Origin of the sequence: Faecalimonas sp. LCP19S3_D12 (assembly GCF_052121495.1) — a bacterium.
In the GTDB taxonomy this organism is placed as follows: Bacteria; Bacillota; Clostridia; order Lachnospirales; family Lachnospiraceae; genus Faecalimonas.
Genome location: NZ_JBQKED010000048.1, coordinates 1 through 24,808 on the forward strand (window position 1 = coordinate 1; position 24,808 = coordinate 24,808).

19 protein-coding genes are annotated in these 24,808 nt (G+C 41.3%); 17 read left to right on the top strand and 2 right to left on the bottom strand.

Annotated features, from left to right (window positions below; all coding sequences use genetic code 11):
- Nucleotides 1-221 precede the first annotated feature (221 nt).
- From ACTQXY_RS12965 to ACTQXY_RS12980, 4 genes are all read left to right on the top strand, one after another.
- Nucleotides 222-1,256, top strand: coding sequence for a hypothetical protein (locus ACTQXY_RS12965; RefSeq protein ID WP_441659809.1), 1,035 nt, complete (start codon nt 222-224; stop codon nt 1,254-1,256).
- A 12-nt stretch (nt 1,257-1,268) separates the two neighbouring features.
- Nucleotides 1,269-1,520, top strand: a complete 252-nt coding sequence (locus ACTQXY_RS12970) for a hypothetical protein (protein WP_441659810.1) — start codon at nt 1,269-1,271, stop codon at nt 1,518-1,520.
- Between the two features lie 935 nt (nt 1,521-2,455).
- Complete coding sequence (locus ACTQXY_RS12975) at nt 2,456-3,301, top strand: hypothetical protein (RefSeq protein WP_441659811.1); 846 nt, start codon at nt 2,456-2,458, stop codon at nt 3,299-3,301.
- A gap of 441 nt (nt 3,302-3,742) precedes the next feature.
- Entirely contained in the window at nt 3,743-5,707 is a 1,965-nt protein-coding gene (locus tag ACTQXY_RS12980; RefSeq protein ID WP_441659812.1) for an oxidoreductase, read from the top strand.
- A 119-nt stretch (nt 5,708-5,826) separates the two neighbouring features.
- On the opposite strand, the gene ACTQXY_RS12985 is transcribed toward ACTQXY_RS12980, so the two are convergent.
- On the bottom strand, nt 5,827-6,504 hold the full coding sequence (locus ACTQXY_RS12985; protein ID WP_441659813.1) for a helix-turn-helix domain-containing protein: 678 nt from the start codon (nt 6,502-6,504) through the stop codon (nt 5,827-5,829).
- Nucleotides 6,505-6,616: 112 nt separating this feature from the next.
- Here ACTQXY_RS12985 and ACTQXY_RS12990 point away from each other — a divergent pair, with 112 nt between their 5' ends.
- From ACTQXY_RS12990 to ACTQXY_RS13030, 9 genes are all read left to right on the top strand, one after another.
- A complete protein-coding gene (locus tag ACTQXY_RS12990; RefSeq protein ID WP_441659814.1) occupies nt 6,617-8,494 on the top strand; it encodes a beta-glucoside-specific PTS transporter subunit IIABC in 1,878 nt (625 codons plus the stop codon).
- Between the two features lie 36 nt (nt 8,495-8,530).
- Complete coding sequence (gene ascB / locus ACTQXY_RS12995; protein ID WP_441659815.1) at nt 8,531-9,994, top strand: 6-phospho-beta-glucosidase; 1,464 nt, start codon at nt 8,531-8,533, stop codon at nt 9,992-9,994.
- The gene (locus tag ACTQXY_RS13000) at nt 9,991-10,335 is read left to right on the top strand and encodes a TIGR04076 family protein (protein WP_441659816.1); all 345 of its coding nucleotides are present in this window, start codon (nt 9,991-9,993) and stop codon (nt 10,333-10,335) included. The genes ascB and ACTQXY_RS13000 overlap by 4 nt, the downstream gene beginning before the upstream one ends.
- A gap of 489 nt (nt 10,336-10,824) precedes the next feature.
- Entirely contained in the window at nt 10,825-12,063 is a 1,239-nt protein-coding gene (locus tag ACTQXY_RS13005; RefSeq protein WP_441659817.1) for a DUF2812 domain-containing protein, read from the top strand.
- A gap of 29 nt (nt 12,064-12,092) precedes the next feature.
- Nucleotides 12,093-12,410, top strand: a complete 318-nt coding sequence (locus tag ACTQXY_RS13010) for a helix-turn-helix transcriptional regulator (RefSeq protein WP_441659818.1) — start codon at nt 12,093-12,095, stop codon at nt 12,408-12,410.
- A gap of 201 nt (nt 12,411-12,611) precedes the next feature.
- On the top strand, nt 12,612-14,858 hold the full coding sequence (locus ACTQXY_RS13015; RefSeq protein WP_441659819.1) for a metallophosphoesterase: 2,247 nt from the start codon (nt 12,612-12,614) through the stop codon (nt 14,856-14,858).
- A gap of 8 nt (nt 14,859-14,866) precedes the next feature.
- On the top strand, nt 14,867-16,015 hold the full coding sequence (locus tag ACTQXY_RS13020) for a YibE/F family protein (protein WP_441659820.1): 1,149 nt from the start codon (nt 14,867-14,869) through the stop codon (nt 16,013-16,015).
- A gap of 66 nt (nt 16,016-16,081) precedes the next feature.
- Nucleotides 16,082-16,993, top strand: a complete 912-nt coding sequence (locus tag ACTQXY_RS13025; protein ID WP_441659821.1) for a DUF2935 domain-containing protein — start codon at nt 16,082-16,084, stop codon at nt 16,991-16,993.
- A gap of 3 nt (nt 16,994-16,996) precedes the next feature.
- Nucleotides 16,997-20,656 (top strand): multicopper oxidase domain-containing protein, encoded by a 3,660-nt coding sequence (locus ACTQXY_RS13030; protein ID WP_441659822.1) that lies wholly within the window; start codon nt 16,997-16,999, stop codon nt 20,654-20,656.
- 84 nt (nt 20,657-20,740) lie between these two features.
- On the opposite strand, the gene ACTQXY_RS13035 is transcribed toward ACTQXY_RS13030, so the two are convergent.
- Nucleotides 20,741-21,640, bottom strand: coding sequence for a LysR family transcriptional regulator (locus ACTQXY_RS13035; protein ID WP_441659823.1), 900 nt, complete (start codon nt 21,638-21,640; stop codon nt 20,741-20,743).
- Nucleotides 21,641-21,758: 118 nt separating this feature from the next.
- Here ACTQXY_RS13035 and ACTQXY_RS13040 point away from each other — a divergent pair, with 118 nt between their 5' ends.
- From ACTQXY_RS13040 to ACTQXY_RS13055, 4 genes are read left to right on the top strand one after another with little or no spacing between them, the layout of a single operon-like run.
- Complete coding sequence (locus ACTQXY_RS13040; protein ID WP_441659824.1) at nt 21,759-22,331, top strand: flavodoxin; 573 nt, start codon at nt 21,759-21,761, stop codon at nt 22,329-22,331.
- Nucleotides 22,267-22,803 carry an NAD(P)H-dependent oxidoreductase gene (locus ACTQXY_RS13045; protein WP_441659825.1) on the top strand — a complete coding sequence of 179 codons (537 nt, stop codon included), beginning with the start codon at nt 22,267-22,269 and terminating at the stop codon, nt 22,801-22,803. Before ACTQXY_RS13040 ends, ACTQXY_RS13045 begins: the two co-directional genes overlap by 65 nt.
- Nucleotides 22,804-22,828: 25 nt before the next feature.
- Nucleotides 22,829-23,686 carry an aldo/keto reductase gene (locus ACTQXY_RS13050; RefSeq protein ID WP_441659827.1) on the top strand — a complete coding sequence of 286 codons (858 nt, stop codon included), beginning with the start codon at nt 22,829-22,831 and terminating at the stop codon, nt 23,684-23,686.
- 12 nt (nt 23,687-23,698) lie between these two features.
- Nucleotides 23,699-24,463 (top strand): carboxymuconolactone decarboxylase family protein, encoded by a 765-nt coding sequence (locus tag ACTQXY_RS13055; RefSeq protein ID WP_441659826.1) that lies wholly within the window; start codon nt 23,699-23,701, stop codon nt 24,461-24,463.
- The last annotated feature ends 345 nt before the right edge of the window (nt 24,464-24,808 follow it).

Consider the following 24,808-nt stretch of genomic DNA (forward strand, 5'->3'; position numbering starts at 1 on the left):
TTATGAATTCTTCCATTTTTGTCCCCACTCCTAATCCCTTTATCTTGTTTATACTATAACACATGTAGGAGCAAAAGACACTATGAATTCAACCAACATTGGAAAGAACCCGTTTTTGTAAAAAAAGTGGGTGATTTTTTGAAACAGGGGTCTGGAAGCCTTGTGAAATCAGGGCTGAAGATTCCGAGAAGTTATAAGAAATATAAAGGAGGATGTTTAATATGCCGATACCATTCATAATCGGGGGAATTGCAGCTATCGCAGGAGTAGCGGGCGTTGGCTCGGGAATTCATGGCGGGGTTAAGATGAAAGAGGCCAATGATACTATGAAGTCCGCACAAAGAATACAAGAAAATGCAATTGAAAAATTTGAAAAAAGAAATACAGAAACGACAGAATTAATGGATGCATTGGGAAAACAGGAACTAGAGATCCTGAACAGTTTTGAACAGTTTTCTGATCTTATTGAAAAGATACAAGGAAGACCAAAGTTTAAAGCTTACGATAAGGAAGGGATAAATTTACTGGAATATGAAGCAGAAGAACTGAAAAAGGTATCCGCAGGTGCAGGCGTTTTACTTGGCGGAATTGGAGGCGCAGCAGCGGGAACAGCAGGCGGTTTTGCGGCAGCAGGTGTCACAACATCAGCGGTTATGGCATTGGGAACTGCATCTACAGGAACTGCGATTTCTACTCTTTCTGGAGTGGCCGCAACAAATGCCACATTGGCAGCATTAGGTGGCGGTTCACTTGCAGCAGGTGGAGGGGGAATGGCTCTCGGATCTATGGTTTTGGGTGGTGCAACCCTGGGCATTGGGTTGCTTGTTGGTGGAGTGATTTTTAATGCAACAGGTTCAAAACTTTCGGATAAAGCCGATGAAGCATATTCGCAGGCAAGGAGAACAGAGAAAGAAGTAAAAAAAATAGTGGAATATTTTGATGAACTTAGTACCGTTGCTGAAGGATTTAGAACATCGTTGACAAATGTAGAAGAACAGTATATGAAGCGACTTTCTATTCTAGATCATATCATTAACTTTGAAGAGAAGACGGAGTGGTTGGAATTTTCAGATAAAGAAAAGATATTAACAGAAAACACAGTGCTTCTTGTGGGGCTGTTATATCAGATGTGTAAGATTCAGTTAGTATTGAAAACAGAAAAAGAAGATGAGTTAAATCATGTAAATAAAGTTGCGGTAAATCAAGCTGTTTCTAATGCGGATCAAGTTATAAATGAATTAAATTATGTGGCGTAGGAGGTAAAAGGGATGTTTTTAAATCAGTTATCAAACGAAGAAAAAAATGCATTTATCAGTTTAAGTATTAAAATATCAGAAGCAAATGGGATTTTTGATGAAGTGGAAAGAGTAATGATTCAAGAATACTGTAAAGAAATGGAAATTCCATTTTTTAATACAGAAAAGGCTGATAGTATTGATGCTATTGTTGAAGTATTCAAGAATGCTACGGATCATGTAAAAAGAATAGTTATTCTTGAAGTATTAGGTTTAGCCTATTAAGATGGACAATTGGATTATGAGGAAGATAACTTAATGAGATCTTTTGCTGAAAAAATTGGTATTGGAGAGAGTATTTATAAAGAAATTGGCGAACTTCTAAATAAGTATAATGTGGTTTTAGCAGAACTTATAGAAAAAATATAATGAAAAGTGTTAGATGAATTTTACTGTGTATTATATAAGTTGCTGACAATACAATTTGATGAAAGTATAGAAAATCCATACAAAACAGTTCGAAAATGAACTGTTTTGAAACTAAAATAAAGGACAAGTACGACAGAACAAGTGGAACTTTGCGAATTTAAATAATCTTGTGCCAACAGCATATAATTTTAATGGATAGTGCTATTGACTTTCCACTTTGTACTTGCTAGTATATTAGCAGAAAGAAAGTTTACCGCTGACCAATATGCGGTATATAAATGGTTGGGTTGTAAGTTTAGTCCTTCGCCGAAAGGCGAGGGACTTTTTCCATATTTCAGCAGATAGGATGGAACGAGTGAAAAACAGGATTTTATATCGTAAGCGCAAAATAGCAAGTACCTTTTCAAAAATAAGCACCTAGTTTTGAGGTGTCCCCAAACACATTTCCAGAATTCCATAGATACTAGGGAGAAATAGGGCAGGGATTAATTAGAAAGATTTTGATATTTCTGTCAAGGCATGATAACATAATCGTAGAAAGAGTGTTGCCGATAGATGGTTAGTCCAATATAAACTTAGACAAAGTTGCCGCTTAGTTTACCAGACTGGGGCGGCTATTTTTGTGATTTATGATTTTTACCGAATGTGTATCCGATACTGAAGCAGGTTAAGCCGAAGCTAACTACTGCGATAAAAGCTAAAATGTAAGATTTTTTGAGACATATCCCCATTCACATTGTAAAGATTTCGACATATGATATAGAGAAATAGATCAATAAAAGGGACCTAAAATGAGAGCAAATACAGCATGTAATAATCGGATTGATTATTCTAATTTTCCGGGGGAGCGGATTTTACCATTTGTTTTTTCTTTGAATACAGAGGAGTCGATTTTGACTCCTTCAGGGGACGAATATCAGAAGTTTTGTTATGATATTGTCGGTGTGGGAGAAGATACATCTGAATATGCAGACTTAAGTCATTTTCTTTTGGGAATTTGTAGTGAAATCACACAAAATGATATTGTCGATATTACCGTTTCAATTAATGATGTCCCTCAGAAAGTTATTTGGGGAGAAAATGTGGAAATAAAGACAGCGGAGAAACCAGATAAGCCGACGGGATGTATCGGATTAAAATTTGATTTTCCACTTAAAAAACAGAATGGATTTATGAAAATTTGTATTTCACTTCGCACGCCGTATAATGTTGGCCCAGTCAATGTTTGTGTGTATGGAGGAGGAACGACGGCAACAGGCTTGACGATTTGCGGTCCTTCATGTGAAGAGAATGAACCGTGTGAATCTGTCTTTTATCAGAAAGAAACTGTTTGTGTGCCGGTGAAAGTAACTCCATTTGCAAAGCCGGGCACTGCAAAGACTATTTGTTGTGGTGAACCGACCGTGCAGGGCGGAGCACAATGCACAGGAAATCAGACGTCATGTATGTTTACGATTACGCAAAGTCTATGCGTGGAGATTCCGATTTCATTTGGCGCGGTGGTTGAGACCGGTACGGCAGTTGTGCAGTGTGGCACTGTTTCGGAAACGCAGTGTGATTGTTCGGATGATGTGGAGGAAGAAGTAAGAGAACAAAGGGGAGACGAAAATAGAGAAAGGCGTTTTTTTAGTCGATAAAGGGTGATCTGTTCGTGTTTTGCCGGTAGGTATGACTGTGTTATATTGAGCTGCAAGAAGTATTTTCTTGCGGCTCTATTTATAATGAGTACATTTTGAGTACATGAGAATATCTATGAAGTGTTCTGTAAGAGTAATTTATTCATATGAAAAATACTCAAAATCTAGAATCTCTTTTTATCCGGCTGGTAGTTGTAAGGATAGCTTATTATGTATCGACATAATAATAGAGTGTAGTAAGTATGATAGCCATTCAAGTTGGCTATTTTTTTATATCACCAATGAACCTTACAGCAAAATTGTGAACTCGTGATAACCAATTCTATATAAAAATTTCAAAATAAATCTCTTATGTAGTTTTTTCAACAGAACAAAAATTTTTATTTCGATATAATTTTCTCAGAAAAAATATCTAAAAGAATGGATAGGAGGAGAAGAAAAATGGTTAGAAATACATACGGAAATTTGCTAAGACCAGCGAAGATTGGAACGATGCAACTCAAGAACCGTATCTGCATGGCTCCCATGGATTACAAGTATTTCTCAGGAAACGAGGATGGATCTAGTATCAGTTACCGGCAGGTAAAAGTCTTTGAGGCAAGGGCAAAAGGAGGATGTGGCCTAATCTTCACCTGTGCGACTCAAGCAGAACGGGAAATTATGCCTTATCCGAGAGAGATGCAATTTCCACTTATCGATCGAGATGAGAGGATAAAAGAATTTGCTGAGGCGACAGATGCAGTTCATTTGTATGGGGCAAAAATTGCTTGCGAACTGACGATGGGAAGTGGAAGATATGCGGATAATGTAGATGAAGAAAAATATCCGCCATTGGCACCGTCGGAATGTCAGACTCAGTATCACCCAGAAATACGAGCAAAAGCAATGACTGAGCCACAAATAAAACATATGATTCGCACATACGCTGAAGCGGCGGGGAGGCTTAAGACAGCTGGATTCGATGCGCTTCTTGTCATGGGAGGTGGGGGCTACCTGATTAATCAGTTCCTGTCACCTGCATGGAATCAGAGAACAGATGAGTATGGCGGCAGTCAGGAAAAGCGAATGACATTTCTTATTGAGACTATACAGGAAGTAAAGAAAGTTGTAGGAGATGATTATCCAATTATTGTAAGCTTAAATATGGATGATCTTCTTCCGGAAGGTGTTTCGGTTTGTAAGGGGATGGTAGTGGAAGATGCTATTGCTACAGCACAGAAACTTGAAGAACTAGGACTAGCAGATGCATTTCACCTAAGAATTGGTAATTACTATGATCAAGAATATATCGTACCAAGTGCTTATGTGACTAATGATCTCTATATGGAAAATTTTAAGAAATTCAAAAAAGGTGTGACAAAACCTGTAATTTTCGAGAACAAACTTTCTGATTTAGAGGAAATGCAGAAACTTTTGGAAGAAGGAATTATTGATTTTGCCAGTACAGGAAGGAAATGGATTGCAGATCCAAATTGGGTGAATAAGACGCTCTATGACAAACCGATAAAACCATGTCTTCGATGTAACTATTGTTTGCATACACTATGGCTTGGTAAATCTACTTCTTGCGCTATTAACCCAGAAATGGGACATGAGTTCGAGGGTGAGATATATCCAGCGATGAAAAAGAAGAAGGTGCTAATCATTGGTGCTGGGCCGGGAGGTATTCAAGCGGCATTGACGGCATCTCAACGAGGACACAGAGTTACTATTTTGGAAAAGAAGAACAAGGTGGGTGGAAAGCTAGAGATTGTAGCTGCTCCTAGTTATAAAAAGCAATATCTTGAGTATTTGGACTATCTGAAATATGAATTGGAAGAATCTGATGTGACGGTTTGTCTTGGAGTGGAAGCTACAATGGAGACAGTAGACTCTTATCATCCGGATGCTGTGATTATTGCTGCAGGGGCTCAGCCAATTATACCGTCATTGGAAGGAATTGAATTGGCAGTGACCGCAGATCAGGTTTTATCTGGCGCTAAAAAAGTAAAAGGTACTGTAGTGATTGTAGGTGGTGGTCTGGTAGGATGTGAGACAGCACATGTTCTAGCGGAACAGGGATGTCAGGTACATATTGTGGAGATGCAAGATGATGTTCTGAAAGATACCTCTTATGTAACGAGACATTCTCAGCTCGCTGTGCTCAAAGCCACTGGTGCGGTGCTCTGTGTGAATACGAAACTTATGAAAGTGAGTGAGAAAGGGATTATTGCTGAGTGCGACGGAAAAGAACAGTTTATTGCGGCAGACGATGTTGTCCTAGCAATGGGATATAACAATAAGTCTAACCTGTACGATGAGTTGCAGGATCTAGTGGAAGAAGTCTACCAAATTGGTGATTGCCGTCAGACTAGAAAGATTGCAGATGCAGTCAATGAAGGATACCGTATTGCAAGAAATATATAGTGAACGGTTACAGGACAAAGATTTGTCAGAGAGGGATACAGTGAAGGCATAAAATGAAAAGCGCAGTTGTTGAAGAACAGCTGCGCTGTGCATAGGAATCGAGAATTGCGTGCCATTAATTATGAAGGAAGAGTCTCCTGAGAACAGTATTGTTCCAGTGCGGATGGATCTGGAATCTCAATCCATCTTCGGTGAGGGATGATGATTCCTTCATCACGAAGACGGGAGAGACATTTAGCTGCATTGACTCGGTTAATGGTGAGGAGATCAGCAATTTCTTCCTGAGTAAGGTCTATGTGATGCGGATCACCACATGGAGAATTTTGAGAAAAAAGATATAACAGGTTGCATAGCTTAAGAAAAGAATTATTATACTCCTGATGCGCTGTTTCATAGATCAATAGGTTGATCAGCTTTGCGTAGGATTCAAAAGCAATTGCGCTCAAAGTCCGATTTTCTTGAAACATTCGATAGAGCTCCTCGCGTGGAAATTCTAGGACTTCCATATCTGATGCAGCTTGAGTGATAATGGAATGCTCAAGCTTGAACAAAGATTTGTGGAAACCTGGGAAAACCGTGCCGGTACTGTGAAAGAACAAGATTTTTCGATGACCTTCCTCGTGTTCTACATAAGTAATGGAGATACCAGAACAGATGTAATATACATGGCGAATAGGCTCACCAGTGCCCCATAGATAGTCACCCTTATGGAGTGTGCGTTTTCTATGGGGACGGGTAAGAAAATAGTCGTAGAGTTCATTATATTCATTGCTGAAATAGTAGCGTGGAATGAGCATGAAGTATCCCTCCCTTTCAAAAAAAGATTCGACTGAAGCAGGTTATGTTGCTTTAGAGTCATTAAATTTATTATATCATACAAAATTTATTTCTAATATAGGAGGTTTGAAAATGGATTTTGATAAACTAGCGGATATCATATTGAAAGGTATCGGTGGAGAAAAAAATATTGCAGGATTTACACACTGTGCCACAAGATTGCGATTTACTTTGAAAGACGAATCCGTTGCAGATGAGATAAAACTGAAAAATACAAAAGGAGTGCTTGGGATTGCGAAAAGTGGTGGACAGTTCCAGATAATTATCGGAAATGAAGTGCCGAAGGCTTACTCAGCAATTCAGGGAAAGATGAAAGAAACAGTTGGCACAAGTACAGATACGAAGATCGAACCACAGAAGATGAAGATTTCGGAACGAATTTTTGACTTCGTTTCAGCAATTTTTACTCCAGTACTACCAGCTATAATTGGAGCAGGGCTTGTTAAATCAGTTCTGGCAGTTGTGGTGTTATTGGGCGCAAATACAGAAAGTATGACGTATTACTTTCTAAATTTTATTGGTGATGCTCCGTTGTATTTTCTTCCTGTGATGCTTACATTTACTGCGGCAAAGAAGCTAGGCTGCAACCAATTTTTAGCAGTCGCTATTGCAGGAGCCATGCTACATCCAAATTATATGGCATTAATTACTGATGCTTACAGCATTCATTTTAGTTCATTTTTAGGAGTTCCTGTAACTTTAGCAACTTACAGTTCTAGCGTGATTCCTGTGTTACTCATGGTATTTGCCTTGAAATATATGGAAGCGTTTCTTGAAAAAATCCTTCCAAAGATGGTGAGGTTTTTCTTCAAACCGCTTCTTTGTCTGCTTATTGTAGCGCCAGTAACATTTATTGTACTCGGGCCAATTGGATTTGTTGTCGGAGTGGGAATCAGTACAGCATTGAATTTCCTAAATGAGCATATTGGATGGCTCGTACCTACGATAATCGGTGCAATTTATCCACTCATGGTTACAACAGGAATGCACTATGGACTTGTGCCTTTTATGATGCAGTCTCTTGCAACAGATGGATTTGAGACGATTGCAGGACCTGGAAATCTTCCAAGTAACATTGCTCAAGGTGCGGCATCCGTCTGTGTTGCGATGAAAACAAAGGATAAAGAATTAAAGCAGACTGCATTTACTACAGGTACTACTGCAATTCTTGGAATAACAGAACCAGCTCTATTTGGTGTAACACTGAAGTTCAAAAAAGTTTTGGCGTGTGTCATGCTGGGAGGAGGTATTGGTGGATTTTATGCCGGTATCATGGGTGTAAAATGTTTTAGTTTCTGTTCGCCAGGATTGCTGTCTCTAGTGGCATATATTGGACCAGATGGTTGGATGAATCTAATCCATGCCTGTATCTCTATGATGATTGCATTTGTTGTGACATTCTCAGCGGTATGGGTGTGGGGATTTGAAGAAAAAGTATCGGAAGCAGATTTACAGACAGATAACGAAGAGAAGAATATTATTGTTGAAGAAACAGTAGGCAAAAAAATAATTGCAAGTCCAGCAAAAGGCGAAGTGGTTCCTCTTAAAGAAGTACCTGATCCTACATTCGCAGAAGGAATGCTCGGGCAAGGTGTAGCAGTGAAACTCACAGAAGGTAGAATTATTTCACCTGTTGACGGAACAGTGGTAAGTATTTTTCCTACAAAGCATGCAATAGGTTTGGAGAGTGCTGATGGTGTGGAAGTCCTGATTCATGTGGGGATTAATACTGTGCAGCTAGGTGGAAAATATTTTGAGTTGGCAGTGAATGACGGACAGCAGGTGAAGAAAGGAGATCTCCTACTTACGTGTGACCTAGATAAAATTCGGGAAGCTGGATATCAAACCATTACTCCGATAATTGTAACAAACACAAATGCATATTCTAAAGTCAGTATGATGTATCTGGGTGAGATTGAACCGAGAGCAGATTTAATCGAGGTAGAGTAAAAATATAATGTATACCAAAAAAATAGGAGGTGCAACATGGAACAAAATATGAAACAGAGCATTGACAGGGGCAACGATGGTGTTTTTTTCCCAAAGGGATTTCTCTGGGGTGGTGCTCTAGCGGCAAATCAGTGTGAAGGAGCGGCAAGAGAGGACGGAAAAGGTTGGTCTACAGCAGACGCGTTGACCGAAGGTGTATTTCAGAAACCTCAAATTCCTCCAAAAGGGTTACATCTTAAAGAAAAAGCAATTGATTTCTATCACCATTACAAAGAAGATATTTCTCTGTTTGAGGAGATGGGCATCCGGGTTCTGAGAGTGTCCATTGCATGGAGTCGAATCTTTCCAAATGGGGATGAGATGGAGCCAAATGAAAAGGGATTTAAATTCTACGATTCTCTTTTTGCCGAATTAAAAGAGCATGGGATTGAACCGCTCGTTACACTTTCCCATTACGAGATGCCATTGCATCTTGCAACAGAATATGGAGGTTGGTCTGACAGGAAGCTTATTGGATTCTTCGAGAACTATGCAAGGACTGTTTTTACAAGATATAAGGATCAGGTGAAATATTGGCTTACATTTAATGAAATCAACATGATACTCCATGCACCATTTAATGGAGGCGGAATTCAGGGAGATCTGGAGGAAATTGATCAGAACGTACTTTATCAGGCTATTCATCATCAATTTGTTGCCAGTGCGAAAGTAACGAAACTAGGACACGAAATCAATCCTGAGTTCAAAATCGGATGTATGATTGCGGGAAGCCCAATCTATCCGCTGACCTGCAATCCCGATGATGTACTAGAAGCTATGGAAAAGGACAGAGATTCGCTATTCTTTGGAGATGTCCATGTAAGAGGTAGATATCCAGGATATATGAAACGTTTTTTTAAAGAGCATGATATCCATATCCGTATGGAGCCGGAGGATGAAGAGATCTTGAAGAATACAGTAGACTTTATTTCCATTAGTTATTATATGAGTTATTGCGCTACGGCAGATGCGGAGAAAAATATAAAAAGTAGAGGTAACATCATGAGTGCGGTGAAGAATCCTTATCTAGAAGAATCGGATTGGGGATGGCAGATTGATCCGAAAGGAATGCGTTATATTTTGAACCAGCTTTATGATCGTTATCAGCTTCCCGTCTTTGTCGTAGAAAATGGACTAGGGGCAAAGGACGAACTGGTCGAAGATGGAAATGGCAGTTATACAGTAAATGATGATTACCGAATTTCCTATGTCCGAAAACATCTGGCTCAAGTAGCGGAAGCCATAAAAGATGGTGTGGAAATATGGGGATATACAAGCTGGGGAATTTTGGATTTGGTTAGTAATACGTCAAATCAGATGTCGAAGAGATACGGTTTCATCTATGTGGACCGTAATGATGATGGAAGTGGAAGTCTAAAACGGTACAAGAAAAAAAGCTTCGAGTGGTACAAAAATGTAATTAAGTCCAACGGGGAGATTCTTTGGAGAACAAGGAAATGAAGAAATGTAAGATTACAGTATTAAAAACGACATTTGACAAAGAACTTGCTGAAGAGTATGGGGCAGTAGGGTTGACAGCGTGTCCGATGCTCAGAGAAGGTCAAGTATTTTACGCAGATTATGCAAAACCAGATGGATTCTGTGATGAAGCGTGGAAAGCAATTTATCAGTATGTGTTTGCTCTCGCTCACGGAGCGGCGCAGGATGTATTCTACTACGGGGATTGGATTAGAAAGCCGGGGGTAGCTATCTGTAGTTGTAATGACGGACTACGTCCGGTAATCTTTAAAATTGAAAGCACAGAGGAAGAAGCACAGATTGATTATGCACCAATACGGTAAAATGCCTTAATAGGACATAAACAGTCTGAGTCCTTCGCAGAAAGGTGAAGGACTTTTTTCTATGTGTAAAGCATGGCACTAATGTAAACGCTCAATAGCGAGTACCTTGAAAAATTAAGAACTGCCATATTGGGAGGTTTCTGGTTATCACTGTTTTCGAATTCCTTCCGGTAGCTTTTCGGACTATGGTAACAGATTTTCTAGGCAGGAACAATGTAGCATTAAAATAAAGTAAAATGTTAGCTTTCCAGAATAAGTGAAAACTTGAAACAAGTGATTTAGATGCTGCTTGATAGAAGATTGGAAATAAAAATTGATAAAGTGGAATGTTAAATACGGCCGGTGCATTTTCGGAGGGATTTCATATTGCATTGCCAACTATGTAGTTGGTAATTTTCGCATTGACAATATCGAGTATCGATAATATAATAAAAATAGAAATATCGATACTCGATAAAATTGGAAAAAGTAATTGGAAATTAAAGTGAGGTGACCGGTATAAGAACTACAAAACGATCTTTTCTAAGTTTTCACCCACGTGAATGTGATTCGTTTGCAGAATATTTACATGAGCAATCATTGCAGGGATGGCATTTTAAAGAGTGGAGATTTGGGTTAGTATTTGAAAAGGGGGAGCAAAAGGATATTATATATGATGTTGAGATTTCTCCAAAGGCTTCCGAACAGGATATGAGACCTAGTGAGGATACAAAAGATTTTGCAGATTATTGTGAGGTGGCAGGCTGGAAATTGTTAGATTCCCATGGAAAGTTGTGTATATTCAAACAGGAGAGAGAAGATGCCTTTCCGATTGTAGAACCTGCGGAACGCTTTGAAAGTATAGCCAAGGAAGAGCATGATGAGTGGTTTCGTACATATTTTACAACACTGGGATTGGCCGCACTTTATATCTTTGAATTTTTTACATTCAATTTTGAAAGGTGGGTTTTTGATAACCTTATGTTGGCCTTTGTTGTATTTATGGTTGTGATGGGAATTGCCGGAGTTCTTGAAGGTGTGGGTCTGGTTATTTGGAAGAAAAGACAAAAGCAACGGTTGGAACGTGGGGAAATCCTTCATTATCAAGGAAAGCGGATTTCTGTTAGCAGAGAGAAAGTATTATTTGTTGTTATACTTATTTTTCTGGTAATTAATGTCGGAATGCGCAATCAGATTCAGCAAGTAATTCCATTATTGATTTTATTTGTAGGAATCGGGCTGATTGCGTTCATTGTCTCTTGGTGGAGACCGTTGGGAGAAAGTAAACAGTTTTTTGAAATGGGTGGAATTCTCCTGCTGGCTTTTGTGCTCATTGGTGCAGTGATTTCGGGGGTGTTTACCACGTCAGAACGTCCTGAAGCAGAACTTCATCAAAGTGTGTTTGGAAGTTCTGATACTGGAAATACAAGTGTTTCAAAGGACGGAGTTGTATTTTCTTCAATTGATTATGAAATCTATCGCAGTCCGTACTCTTGGGTAATTAATAAGCTTTGGAATGATCTATATCAAGATCCGAAGGAAAATTCTTCATATATTATGAAAGGGGAAGACACTGAAAAAGCAATTCATGCTTTTGGGGCAGATCAGGCGTTTATCTATGGAAACGAAGGATATTATTGGTATTGGGTGAGGTATCCGGATTGTATGGTGAAAGCATATGTGGATAGTAATCTGACGGATGCATTAGAAGGAATCGAAGTTTTGAAAGAACATTTACAAATACCGTAAAAAATAACGGAAAGGAAGTAACGTGTAAAATGTCTAGAGAACAATTTCAAACATTGACGGAGCCGATGTACTATATTCTTCTTACACTAACAGAAGAGTGTTGTGGTGTGGATATCATGGATAAGGTAAATCAAATATCCGCTGGACGCGTAAAGGTTGGACCGGGAACAGTGTATGCAATGCTTTCTAAGTTTGAAGAGAATGATGTAATTCAGCGAACAGCAGAAGAAGGACGCCGAAAATGGTATCGGATTACGGAGACTGGAATTGAGATGTTAAAACAAGAATATGAGAGATTACAGATTATGGTGGAGGATGGAGAGAGGTACTTCCGCTCAAAGAAATAAAACAGCAATAGTAGGTATGACTGTGTTATATTGAGCTGCAAGAAGTATTTTCTTGCAGCTTTTTAAAATGAAAGTTTTTTGGGTGAAAAACCTACGTTAAACATCGTTAAGTCTTTGTAAACTGTATTGAAATGCAACAAAAAATTGATGATAATAGGCTCGTAATGAGTAGGAGAAAGAGCTGAAAAGGAGAAAAAGACAGTGAGAAAAAGATTAAAAACAAAAATGCAGTTATCATTGGCAGCAGTAACGATGGTTTCTATGATTGGAAGTACGCAGGTACAGGCATTTGGAGAATATGGACAGGGAGATGGAACAGACAAGTTGAACAGTGGACTTACAGCGACGCAAGAGTATCAGAAGTGGTATGACACAAAATGGAATCATCAGGAAAGCGGAGAGATGGATTCCGGGAAAATAGTGTTAACACCGGGAAAAGATGAAAAAGATCTGAATTTTGCATGGTATTCTGAAGAAACGGGAACTCCGCAGGTTCGTATTTCAACGAATCAAGATATGAGTCAGGCGAAAACTGTTACGGGAACAGTGCAGGCGATTGAGAAGACGAATTCATTCAAAACATACACAGCAAGCAATAAAGTATCGTTGGAGGATTATTTACAGGAAAACACAACTTACTATTATCAGTATTCCATAGATGGACAAAACTGGAGTGATGTAAGCGAATATCGTACACATTCATTTACAGAATACCAGGCGGTACTGGTGGGAGATCCTCAGATTGGGGCATCTGGAAGTAATGGTCAGGGGACAGAAGATGACACAGATATCGCAGTGAATACTTATGCGTGGAACAAAACTTTGAATCAGGCATTAGGAGAAAATGGAATTGCTCAAAATGCAAGTTTTATTTTATCAGCAGGAGATCAGATTGATTATTCGGACGATAATTATACTATTCGAGAACAGGAATATGCGGGATATTTATATCCGAAAGTTTTGAGAAACGTACCGGTTGCGACCACAATTGGAAATCATGAATCAAAGGGTGATGATTACAGCTATCATTATAATAATCCAAACGCATCAGAGCTTGGAAGCACAGAGTCGGGAGGGGATTACTACTATAGTTACGGCGATGCGCTCTATATTGTGTTAAACAGCAATAATCGTAATGTAGAAGAACACCGCAAGCTTATGCAGCAGGCAGAGGAAAGCCACAAGGATGCCAAGTGGAAGATTGTGATGTTCCATCATGATATTTATGGCGCCGGTTCTCCGCACTCTGATGTAGATGGAGCAAATTTAAGGATTTTATTTGCGCCGCTGATGGATGAGTTTGATGTAGATGTCTGTCTGACAGGACACGATCATTCTTATGCACGTACCTATCAAATTTTAGATGGAAAAGTAATCGATACAGAAGGTGTGGGAGAAGGAGCAAGCAATGCAGTGAATCCGGAGGGAACATTATACATCGCTGCAGGTTCTGCAACGGGAAGTAAATTCTATACGCTGAATACAACAAAACAGTACTATCTTGCAGAACGTTCCAACACACCAATTCCAACATTTTCAACAATCGATGTTTCGGCAGACGAATTGACGATCAAAACGTATGATTATGACGGAAACAAGTATGCAAACGATGTAACGATCCAGAAAAATGATGGAGCAACATCTATCATAGAAGAAAAAAATGAAGTAGAAAGTATAGATGCGGATACGATAACAAGTGGTTCCAAGACGAGACTTGAAGACGCAGTAAATGCGGTAAATTCTGTGTTGGACAGCAGAGATGACAGTAAAGCAATCGGGGAATTGACTCAAAAATTCAATACTGCAGAAGATCCGGTAAACTATTATGCATATGCACAGAATGGATATGGAGATACATCAAACAGTAAGGTGCTGAAAAAAGGATATTCTACGTTGTTAGACAAGACTTTATATGAAAATGATACAAATTCTTCTGTGTCAGCAGATACATTTTCTGAGGCATACATAGGTCTTCTTTACGCAAAGAATGAGGTTGTGACAAAAGCAGAGTTTACCGAACTTACAAATCAATTTGCAGAAGCGCAAAAAGAAGCGGCAGGCGCTGTCGTGGGAAATAAAGAGGGCGAGTATGCACAGGAAACGGTTGTGGCGTTCAAGAAGACGTTAGAAGAACTGAGCGTTCAGGCAGATGAGACGAAAATTACAAAAACGGAATTGACACAGTTAAGCACAAAGTTAGCAGACGCAAGAGAAAGTTTTCGTCAGAGTGCAAATCAGAAAGATCAGACAACAGATTCAGAACATTTGCAGAAACCAGAAAATAATACTTCAAATTCAAATAGCTCCGGAAACCAGGCAGCAGGAAACAGCAACACCAAAAAGCCGAGCAGCACAGTGAAAACCGGAGATGATCAGGCAGTTGGTTATTTGGGAGTTGTAAGTATTGCATCACTGGCAGTTGCATGGCTTCTTAAAAGGAAAAAATAGAGGATATTGTGAAAGATGGTATAGATATGTTTAAAAATTTAAGTAGAAGAGAAAAGTGCCAACACTTTTTGGTGTGGGGAGCCATTGCTCTGTTTTTGGTATTTTTAATTTTCTTTAATCAGAGTATTGAAAAAAATCAATTGATTGAAGAAAACGGGAATCAATTTGAGAAGGCAGAAGTAGTAGAAATACTTTCGGAGAATCGGAATGAAGATGGGAGTCAGCAGGGAACACAGACGGTTAAAGTGAAGTTAAAGAGCGGAGAATTTAAAGGGAAAGTCGTAGAGGCGACAAATATTGACAGCTATCTTTATGGGGCAGATTGTAAAGTGGGTACTTCTGTTATCGTACAGGTAAGTGAATATGACGGACAGATCAGTGCAAGCATATATAATTATAACCGTACAATGATTTTATTTGCCATGGTTGGAATATTTTTACTTTCGCTGGTTTTGATTGGAAGAAGAAAAGGTGTCACATCTGCTCTGGGATTGATTTTTACTTTTATCTGTATTTTGTATCTATACCTTCCGATGTTGTATTTGGGAGCTTCCCCATTTTTAAGCGCAGTTTTGGTAACCATTTTGACGACGTTGGTCACGATGTATTTTATAGGTGGTTTTTCAAAGAAAACGTTGTGTTCGATCATCGGCACAGTGGGTGGTGTTGTGATTGCCGGGTGCTTTGCAAATTTATTTGGAAAAATAGGACATATCACGGGATACAATGTAAGTGATATCGAGACGTTATTATACATAGGACAGAACAGTAAACTTCAGATAGGGGGACTTTTGTTTTCTGGAATTTTAATTGCTTCTTTAGGAGCGGTTATGGATGTAGCGATGTCTATAGCTACTACGATTGAGGAACTTCAGTTTCATAATCCAGATCTTACAAGACGTCAGTTGTTTAAAAGTGGAATCAAAATCGGTGGCGATATGATGGGAACGATGTCGAATACATTGATTTTAGCATTTACAGGAGGCTCTTTGAGTACACTGATGATTTTCTATGCGTATGATATGCCGTTTTTGCAGATGATCAATTCGTATGAGATGGGAATAGAAATCATGCAGGGAATATCAGGTTCTTTGGGAGTGATTCTGACAGTGCCTTTGGTATCGGCAGTGGCAGCAGTTTATATGGGAAAATCTTAAAAAAGAAAAATACCCGATTTCCTTTTTTGGCATACAGTAATATAAAACGATAAGGTATGTAGAAAAATGAAAGAATATGTAGCAACATCACTGGAAACACATTTATTTTTTGGAAGGATCATGAGAGAGCACGCGCTGTTTCTCCTGGCTGCGTTTCCGGCAGGGGAAATGGGATATAGGAACAAAGCAGACTGGTTCCGTGAGCAATTTGAAAATGTGCTGGAGCAGACTGTTCGGCTTGCAGATGGAATGGTAAGTGAAGAGGTCTTGTGTTCAGGAGAGGTATTTACCGAATTTACGGAAATGGCAGAACGGCAGACGAGGAATCTGACAAAGATTCCGATTGATATTCGCATTACGCAGGCGGAAAAGAAACTGCGCGCAGGGTGCAGAACATGTCCAGACAGCAGAATGATACAGCGTGTCCGTCAATTGAATCAGAATGTGCTGCGATTGATAAATGGATTGATTACATTTAAGGAGAACATTTTGCGGGAGGTTCTTGCGTGCAATTTGTACACTGCGAATTATCCGCTGTTGATCGAACACATTTTGCGGGAGGCAAAACTATACCGGCAGATTGTGACGGCATTGGAGGAAAAAGGCTGCATGCCGCTTCAGGATATGAAAGAGGCAGAGTTGTTCTGGAATCAGATTATGATGGAACATGCACTTTTTATCAGGGGATTGCTGGATCCGACGGAATGCGAACTGATGGAGACAGCAGATCATTTTGCCGGAGATTATTGCCGTCTGTTGGAGGAGGCAAAAAAACAGGATTGCCGCACGATGGCCGAAGTGACGAGAAAAACATTGGAGACAACAGAGCAGTATCGTGATTTTAAGGCGGCTGGGGCGGAAGGCATTACAGGCTGTGGTATCCGTTCCGTGATTCTTCCGCTGCTGGCGGACCATGTGCTGCGGGAAGCAAATCATTATCTTCGCATTTTGAAAAATGAGGGGAAAGGCAGGGGATAAACAATGGAATTATGCGAATATCCCTGCCAATGCAGAAGACGTTGTTTTACAATAGAGGCGATACAGATTCCGATTGTATATAATCGATATGGGGATTATGATCCAAACGGACTTTTATATGTGCTGGAAGAAGATTCACAGAGAATACAAGAAGAGGCAATCCGCAGATTTCAGCAAATGCCGCCGCAGCCTTACGAGGAAGTGCAGCCGCTGGTTCTCCGTGTAAATCTCGGGGATACGGTAAAAGTACGGTTCCGTAACCGGTTGAATCGCAGGCTGTCTATTCATGTACAGGGACTGTCTTATGATGTAATAACTTCGGACGGCAGCAGTGTTGGGTTTAATCCGGACAGTACAACAAACAACGAAATTGTCTATACGTGGTATGCAGATACGGAAGGTGTTTTTCTGTTTCATGACATGGCAGATGCCAGAAGCAGTGAGGATGCGACAAATATTCACGGACTCTTCGGAGCAGTGATTGTAGAACCACCTGAAGCAAGATGGTTTCATCCGGAAACGGGAGAAGAAATCCAAAGTGGACTGATGGCGGATATTTACCAGCCCGGGAAACCGGCTTTTCGGGAATATTCGGTGTTTTTCCATGATGAGTTGGAAATTTTAGATAAAGATGGAAAACCTCCGATGGACCATCGAACGGGATTGCCATCCTCTACGACAGCGATCAGTTACCGCTCGGAGCCTATGCGAAATCGGATGCCGTTGACCCATGATCCGGCAGACTCAGGAGAGGATATTTCTATGAGTTCCTGGGTATATGGAGATCCGGCGCCTCCGATCCTCCGGGCATATGTGGGAGATCCTGCCAAAATCCGTCTGATTCACGGAGGAATTAAGGAAACACATGTATTCCATCTTCACAATCATCAGTGGAGACTGGAAGGGAAAAATCCGGTCTCTACGATTATCGATTCTATATCAATCAGCCCGCAGGAATGCTATACTTTGGACATTTTGTATGGGGCAGGAAGTCGGAACCGGGTGATTGGAGACGTGATTTTTCATTGCCATTTGTACCCACATTTTCACGAAGGAATGTGGACTTTGTGGAGAATTCATGACCGCTTGGAAGATGGATGTGGAAAACTTCCGGACGGAACCCCGGTGCCTCCTCTTTTGCCGTTAAAGGATCGGGAAGAGCCGCCGAAAAAAGATGACCTTCATCCGGGATATCCGAATTTTATCTGTGGAGAGGCAGGGGAGCCACCGCGTCAGCCGCCTTGCGGGGTGTTGGATGCAGAGGGAAATGTTGTGGTATTTCCCACACCGCTGGAGGAGGCGAATTTTGTTGAAAATGCAGCTCCCGGGGCATTGTATACCGATACCTGTCCGTGTCATACGACCGAGGAATGTGAGAATGTGAAAGTATTTGAAATCGCACTTGTACAGGCGAAAATTACGTACAATCAATACGGCTGGCACGACCCGGAAGGACGGTTTTTTGTTCTAAAAGAAGAATTGGAACATTACGGTGGGCTGGAATCTTATATCCGCATGGTGGAAGAACAGAAAATTCGGGTGGAGCCGTTGGTGATCCGTGCCAATGCGGGAGATTGTATCGAACTGCGTACGACTAATTTACTGCCGGAATTTTTAGAGGCAAATGCATTTCAGCTCAAAACCAGGACCGACATAGTGGGACATCATGTGCATTTGGTGAAATTTGATACGATTACTTCTGATGGTGCGGCAAATGGTTGGAACAATATTGCGGGAGCAAGAAAATACGAAACATTGGTAGAACGATTTTTTGCAGACGAAGAATTAAGAACCGTATTTTTCCATGATCATTTGTTCGCAAATGCACACCAATTACACGGTATGTTTGGGGCACTGGTGATTGAAGAGGCAGGTGCTACCTTCCACAATATACGAAATGGAGAACCGCTTCGATTTGGAACACAGGCGGTGATTCAAAGAAGAGACGGTACTTCGTTTCGGGAGTTTGCACTCTTTGTGCATGATTTTGCGTTTCTATTTGATAAAGATGGAAAACCGTTGAATCCGCCGGCGGTTCCCGGCTCACATGATGATCCGGGGGTGATGGGAATTAATTACCGTGCGGAACCAATGCGGGAAAGACTGAAAAGAGGTGATGACCCGGCTTATATTTTCAGCTCTTTCGTGCATGGTGACCCGGCAACTCCTGTGCTGGAAACGTATCCGGGGGATGAGCTGATGATTCGCCTGATAGATGGGGCTCATGAAGAACAGCATGTATTCAATGTTGCCGGAATGTCCTGGCAAAAAGAAGTAGTGGATGAGAAATCTCCGTTGGCGGCATCACAGACACTCGGAGTTTCAGAAGCTTTCAATTTAAATGTCAAAGAACCTTATCAGGCGGGAGACTATCTGTATTATTTTGGTGGAATCGATGATGTATGGCTTGGCCTCTGGGGGATCATTCGGGCATATGATAAATATCAGGAATGCCTAAAGCCCCTTTGTAAAGGAAAAGAGATGATTCTGCCGTTGCCTCCATGCCCGGGGAAGGATGATGTGGTAAGACGCTATGAGGTAGCCGCAGTTCAGACAGAACTGATTTATAACCGATACGGAGATCATGATCCGAATGGACTGATTTTTGTTCCGTTGGAAGATGTAGATTTGGTATTTGCCGGGAAATATACTCCGAAGCCATTGATATTGCGGGCAAATGTCGGAGAGTGGCTGGAGGTTACGCTATATAATGTGCTCAATCCGAATCATCCGGTTCCGTATTTTGATTATCCGCGAGTACCACTTGATTTGAAGCATAAGCCATCGAGCAGGGTTTCGTTAAATCCCCAGTTCCTGCAATATGACCCGATTTGTGATTCGGGAATCAATGTGGGATATAACAACAAAGAACAGACGGTTGGAATCGGTGAGAGTAAGCGATATTTATGGAAGGCAGACCGAGAGTACGGAGCGTGCATCTTACAGTCTTTCGGAGATATGCGGAATCACAGATATCATGGATTATTCGGTGCGGTCATTGTAGAACCGGCAGGAGCAGAATGGTATGAGAATTTCACAAAAAGAAAGAATCCGTTTGCGGAGCAGGCGGTGATAACGGCACCGGGAGTAGAAAGTTTCCGGGAATATGTACTTTTTATTCAGAATGGGATCCGCCTTTTGGATGTGAAAGGAAATTTGATCGAGACCGCGGCGGCAGGCAGTGAAGAACCGATTGACGCGGAAGACACAGGAGAAAAGGGATACAATTACCGATCTGAACGATTTGCAAATCGGCTTGAGAGAGACAAACGGGTGTGGAAGGTGTTCAGCAGCAGAGTGCATGGAGATCCGGCAACACCTGTATGGAAGGCATACACCGGAGATCGTGTGATTTTTCGAGCTATGATGCCGGCAGATAAACCGAGAAATGTGTCTCTGACGATTCACGGGCATTTGTGGAGAGAACAGCCAAACGATCCGCTGTCCAGAGAGATTCCGCTTCAAGGGGGAATCAGTGTGGGAAACCGATTTGATATGGAACTGAAAGATGGAGCCGGAGCTCCGGGAGATTATCTATATCGTTCGGGAAGTTTTGGATGGGATGTAGAATCAGGAATGTGGGGCATTTTCCGAGTGATGAAACATACAGTCAGATGCAAATGTAAAGAAATGTGTGGAAGGTTGTTGAAGTGTTTAAAGTAAAAATGATGCCGGCAGCGAAAGCTGCCGGCAAGTTTGTGTGTGAAAAAGGGGTATCGGGTATTTTTCCTGACATCTCATCTTTTTTCACAAAGAAAGCGAGGAGAAATCCTTTACCACCTTGATAAATTTTTTCACATCTTCCGGCTCATTTAGGCTATAAAGTATCCCATAGGGAATGCTGTATTCCCAATTTACTGGGATAGAGACGAGTCCGGGATGAACTTCCTGCCAGCACTCGATGGTCAGGAGCACATTTCTGGTCTCCGCACACCGGTTGAATACAGACAGATCATAAAAGTGAGGGGTATCCTCAATACGAATCTGAGGATGGTTCTTTTCTAAATCATTTCGCATAAAATCATTGATGCCGGAGTCACCCCTGCTGACCATCATTAAGGTTTCTCCATACAGATCTTCAATATTTATACAGCTTTTGGCCGCAAGAGGATGCTCCCTTGATACAGCGACCATTTTTTTGTATCTGCCCAGCGGCAAAAAACGGCAAAGGGACAGCCATGCTTTTGAATCGCACACGCCAACCAGAAAATCAAATTTCTCCCCTAATTTCTTTATCTCGCATAAAATCCCTTCGTGGTCATCTTCAAAAGGGACCAGATGAAGCTTGTAGCCGGGAAAGCTTTGATTGACTTTGTACCAGAGGTCCATAAAAGGCTTTGCGGGGTTGAGCAGAGAGGTCCCGACACAGAAGGTTGTGTCATAAGTATGCGTAGCTGCAAGGGCTTCTGAAATGGATTTCTTCGAGTAGTCCATCATAAATTTGGCATCCCGGTAAATGACCTCGCCGGCAGGAGTCAGGTGCACACCGGACGTTGTGCGTTCGATGAGTGTCAGGTTCAGGTGGTTCTCTAAAGTATTCATCTGTTTCATGACAGCGGTCGGTGAGATGTGTAAGCTTTCAGCGGCTTTCGTAAAACTTCCGCAGTCGGCAACTGCAGTAAATGTGTCAAGTAGTGGGTGATACATCGTTGTCCTCCTTTGTAAGCGCATAAACTTTTAGTTTATGCAATGATAACATATCGGAGATTCTAGGTCAAGAAACAGAGTGCTATACTGTAAGCAGATGAAAGGAGGCGGTACGGAAATGGCAAATACATTGGTAGCTTTTTATTCAAGGGCAGATGAGAATTATGTAAATGGTATGATCCAGACATTGGAGATCGGAAATACAGAGATAGCGGCGGGCATGATCCAGGAGTTGACGGGAGCCGATCTTTTCAAGATTGAGCAGATAAAGCCATATGCGAAAGATTATAACGAATGCATCGCGCAGGCACAGGCAGATCAACAGAGAGATGCCAGACCAAAACTGAAAGGATATCCGGAAACATTGGATGGATATGATGTGATCTATCTCGGATATCCAAATTACTGGAGTACAATGCCGATGGCTGTCTTTACGTTTTTAGAGCATTTTGACTGGAAAGAGAAGGTAATCAGACCGTTCTGTACACATGAAGGAAGCGGTCTGGGAAGCAGCGTCGAGGATATCAGGCGGTTGTGCCTGGGTGCAAAGGTGGAAAAAGGTCTTGCAGTCAACGGAGGCAGTGTAAGACGGGCGAAACAGAACATTTCAGAATGGATTCAGAAAAATGAAACAAGTATTGATTATTTCGGCAAGTCCGAGAAAAAACGGAAACTCAGACATTTTATGTGACCAGTTTGCACAGGGAGTAAAAGAGAGCGGACATCATGTGGAAAAGGTATTGCTTACAGAAAAACAGATCGGGTACTGCTGTGGATGCGGAGTCTGTAATACGACTCACGCATGTGTTCAAAAAGATGATATGGCAGAAATTCTTGATAAAATGGTAAAGGCCGATGTAATTGTTCTGGCAACACCTGTATATTTTTATACAATGGACGGACAGCTGAAAACGTTTATAGACCGTACAGTTCCGAGATATACAGAGATTACAAACAAGGATTTTTATTTTATACTCGCAGCAGCAGACACTGAAAAAGCAAATCTTGCACGGATCATGGAGGAATTCAGAGGATTTACGGAAGACTGTCTCAGCGGAGCGAGAGAAGCAGGTATTATTTACGGCGTTGGAGCCTGGGAGAAGGGCGAGATCAAAGGGACGCCGGCATATGAAGAAGCTTACGAGATGGGGAAAAACATATAGAAGATACAGACTAGGAGGAATTATGATGGAATATGTAACATTAGCAAATGGTGTAAAAATGCCGATTTTAGGATACGGTGTTTATCAGGTGACAAAAGAAGAATGCGAGCGCTGTGTGCTTGATGCGCTGGAAGCAGGATATAGACATATCGATACGGCGCAGGCATATTTTAATGAGGAAGAAGTCGGGGCTGCCATAGAGAAGTCTGGTGTGCCAAGAGAAGAGATATTCCTCACGACAAAAGTATGGCTGGAGCATTATGGATATGAACAGGCAAAGGTATCTGTGATGGAATCACTTCGCAAACTCAAAACGGACTATATAGATCTTGTCCTGCTTCATCAGCCGTTTTCAGATGCTTACGGGGCGTGGAGAGCGCTGGAGGAATTATATGAGGAAGGAAAAATCAAGGCAATCGGTATCTCGAATTTCTATGCGGACCGCATGGTCGAGTTTGCATCTTTCAACCGGATTAAGCCGATGGTAAATCAGATGGAGACACATATTTTCAACCAGCAGAAAGAATTGAAGATGTGGGCGGACAAATACGATATCCGTTTGGAAGCATGGGCGCCGTTCGGCGAAGGACGCAAGGGTACATTTGACAATCCGGTTCTGGCAAAGCTCGGTGAAAAATACGGAAAAACACCGGCGCAGGTAATGCTTCGCTGGAACATTCAGAGAGGTATAATTGTAATTCCGAAGTCCACACACAAAGAGCGAATGGAAGAAAACTTTGCAGTGTTTGATTTTACATTATCTGATGAAGATATGGATGCGATCGCTGCGCTTGATAAAAAGGAAAGTTCCTTCTTCTCTCATCAGGATCCGGAGACCGTAGAGTGGTTTGTAAAGATGGTAGAAGAAAGGAAAAACCGTTAGGAGAAGTTGAAAATGGAAAAGCAGACAGCGGGCAGAGATGCCTTAAATGATTTTGCACCAAAATTTGCAGAACTGAACGATGATGTACTGTTTGGGGAAGTCTGGTCGAGAGAAGCGTATTTATCATTGAAAATCCGTTCGATCGTCACGATCACGTCACTGATCAGCAAAGGAATTGTGGACAATTCACTGAGCTACCATCTTTCTGCCGCACGAAAAAACGGTGTCACAAAGACAGAAATGGCAGAGATCCTGACGCATGCTGCATTTTATGCAGGCTGGCCGAATGCCTGGGCGGCATTTCGTCTGGCAAAAGAGGTGTATGCAGATGACAGCAAAAAACAGGACGACAGTACAGCAGAACACGGTGGATTTTTTGGAATCGGTCAGCCAAATACAGGCTTTGCAAAGTATTTTACCGGAAACAGTTATCTGAATCCACTGACAGATCCAAAAGAGACAGTGTTTATTGCAAATGTTACCTTCGAACCGGGATGCAGGAATAACTGGCACATCCATCATGCTTCAAAAGGCGGCGGACAGATTCTGCTCTGTGTAGACGGGGAAGGCTGGTATCAGGAAGAAGGAAAGACGGCACGGAGCCTGAAACCGGGAGACGTCGTGACAATTCCGGCAGAAGTAAAGCACTGGCATGGTGCAAAGAAAGATTGCTGGTTCAGTCATCTTGCGATTGAATGTCCGGGAGAGGAGACTTCCAATGAATGGCTGGAAATGGTGACAGATGAAGAATATGGTTGTTTGGAAGAGGAAAAGTAAATAGGAAAAATAAAAGATAAGGTGTACAGAGTTCTGTACACCTTATCTCAGACTGTAGACAAAGTCCCGGACAAAAGTCCGGGCTTTTCTTATGCTTCAGTTATCCACAATTCTTTTTTGTAGAATTACTTTATCAAGAAAAAAGTGTATGTTATCCACCCGATAGTTTTATACTGTCTATTCCCTTCGTGGTATAATAATCTTAACAGGAGGGATTGCTTATGATGACAAGATATGCTGATAAAAAAAGAAGTCAAATGCTCATGTTTTGTATGGATGACATGGTTCCCCAAGACCATCTTCTTCGAAAAATTGACAGAGCAATTGATTGGAACTTTATTTATG

What these genes read in the sequence shown, in the direction of transcription:
- ACTQXY_RS12965 (WP_441659809.1), top strand. Translation starts at nt 222, where the DNA reads ATGCCGATACCATTCATAATCGGGGGAATTGCAGCTATCGCAGGAGTA.
- ACTQXY_RS12970 (WP_441659810.1), top strand. Translation starts at nt 1,269, where the DNA reads ATGTTTTTAAATCAGTTATCAAACGAAGAAAAAAATGCATTTATCAGT.
- ACTQXY_RS12975 (WP_441659811.1), top strand. Translation starts at nt 2,456, where the DNA reads ATGAGAGCAAATACAGCATGTAATAATCGGATTGATTATTCTAATTTT.
- ACTQXY_RS12980 (WP_441659812.1), top strand. Translation starts at nt 3,743, where the DNA reads ATGGTTAGAAATACATACGGAAATTTGCTAAGACCAGCGAAGATTGGA.
- ACTQXY_RS12985 (WP_441659813.1), bottom strand. Translation starts at nt 6,504, where the DNA reads ATGCTCATTCCACGCTACTATTTCAGCAATGAATATAATGAACTCTAC.
- ACTQXY_RS12990 (WP_441659814.1), top strand. Translation starts at nt 6,617, where the DNA reads ATGGATTTTGATAAACTAGCGGATATCATATTGAAAGGTATCGGTGGA.
- ascB (WP_441659815.1), top strand. Translation starts at nt 8,531, where the DNA reads ATGGAACAAAATATGAAACAGAGCATTGACAGGGGCAACGATGGTGTT.
- ACTQXY_RS13000 (WP_441659816.1), top strand. Translation starts at nt 9,991, where the DNA reads ATGAAGAAATGTAAGATTACAGTATTAAAAACGACATTTGACAAAGAA.
- ACTQXY_RS13010 (WP_441659818.1), top strand. Translation starts at nt 12,093, where the DNA reads ATGTCTAGAGAACAATTTCAAACATTGACGGAGCCGATGTACTATATT.
- ACTQXY_RS13025 (WP_441659821.1), top strand. Translation starts at nt 16,082, where the DNA reads ATGAAAGAATATGTAGCAACATCACTGGAAACACATTTATTTTTTGGA.
- ACTQXY_RS13030 (WP_441659822.1), top strand. Translation starts at nt 16,997, where the DNA reads ATGGAATTATGCGAATATCCCTGCCAATGCAGAAGACGTTGTTTTACA.
- ACTQXY_RS13035 (WP_441659823.1), bottom strand. Translation starts at nt 21,640, where the DNA reads ATGTATCACCCACTACTTGACACATTTACTGCAGTTGCCGACTGCGGA.
- ACTQXY_RS13040 (WP_441659824.1), top strand. Translation starts at nt 21,759, where the DNA reads ATGGCAAATACATTGGTAGCTTTTTATTCAAGGGCAGATGAGAATTAT.
- ACTQXY_RS13045 (WP_441659825.1), top strand. Translation starts at nt 22,267, where the DNA reads ATGAAACAAGTATTGATTATTTCGGCAAGTCCGAGAAAAAACGGAAAC.
- ACTQXY_RS13050 (WP_441659827.1), top strand. Translation starts at nt 22,829, where the DNA reads ATGGAATATGTAACATTAGCAAATGGTGTAAAAATGCCGATTTTAGGA.
- ACTQXY_RS13055 (WP_441659826.1), top strand. Translation starts at nt 23,699, where the DNA reads ATGGAAAAGCAGACAGCGGGCAGAGATGCCTTAAATGATTTTGCACCA.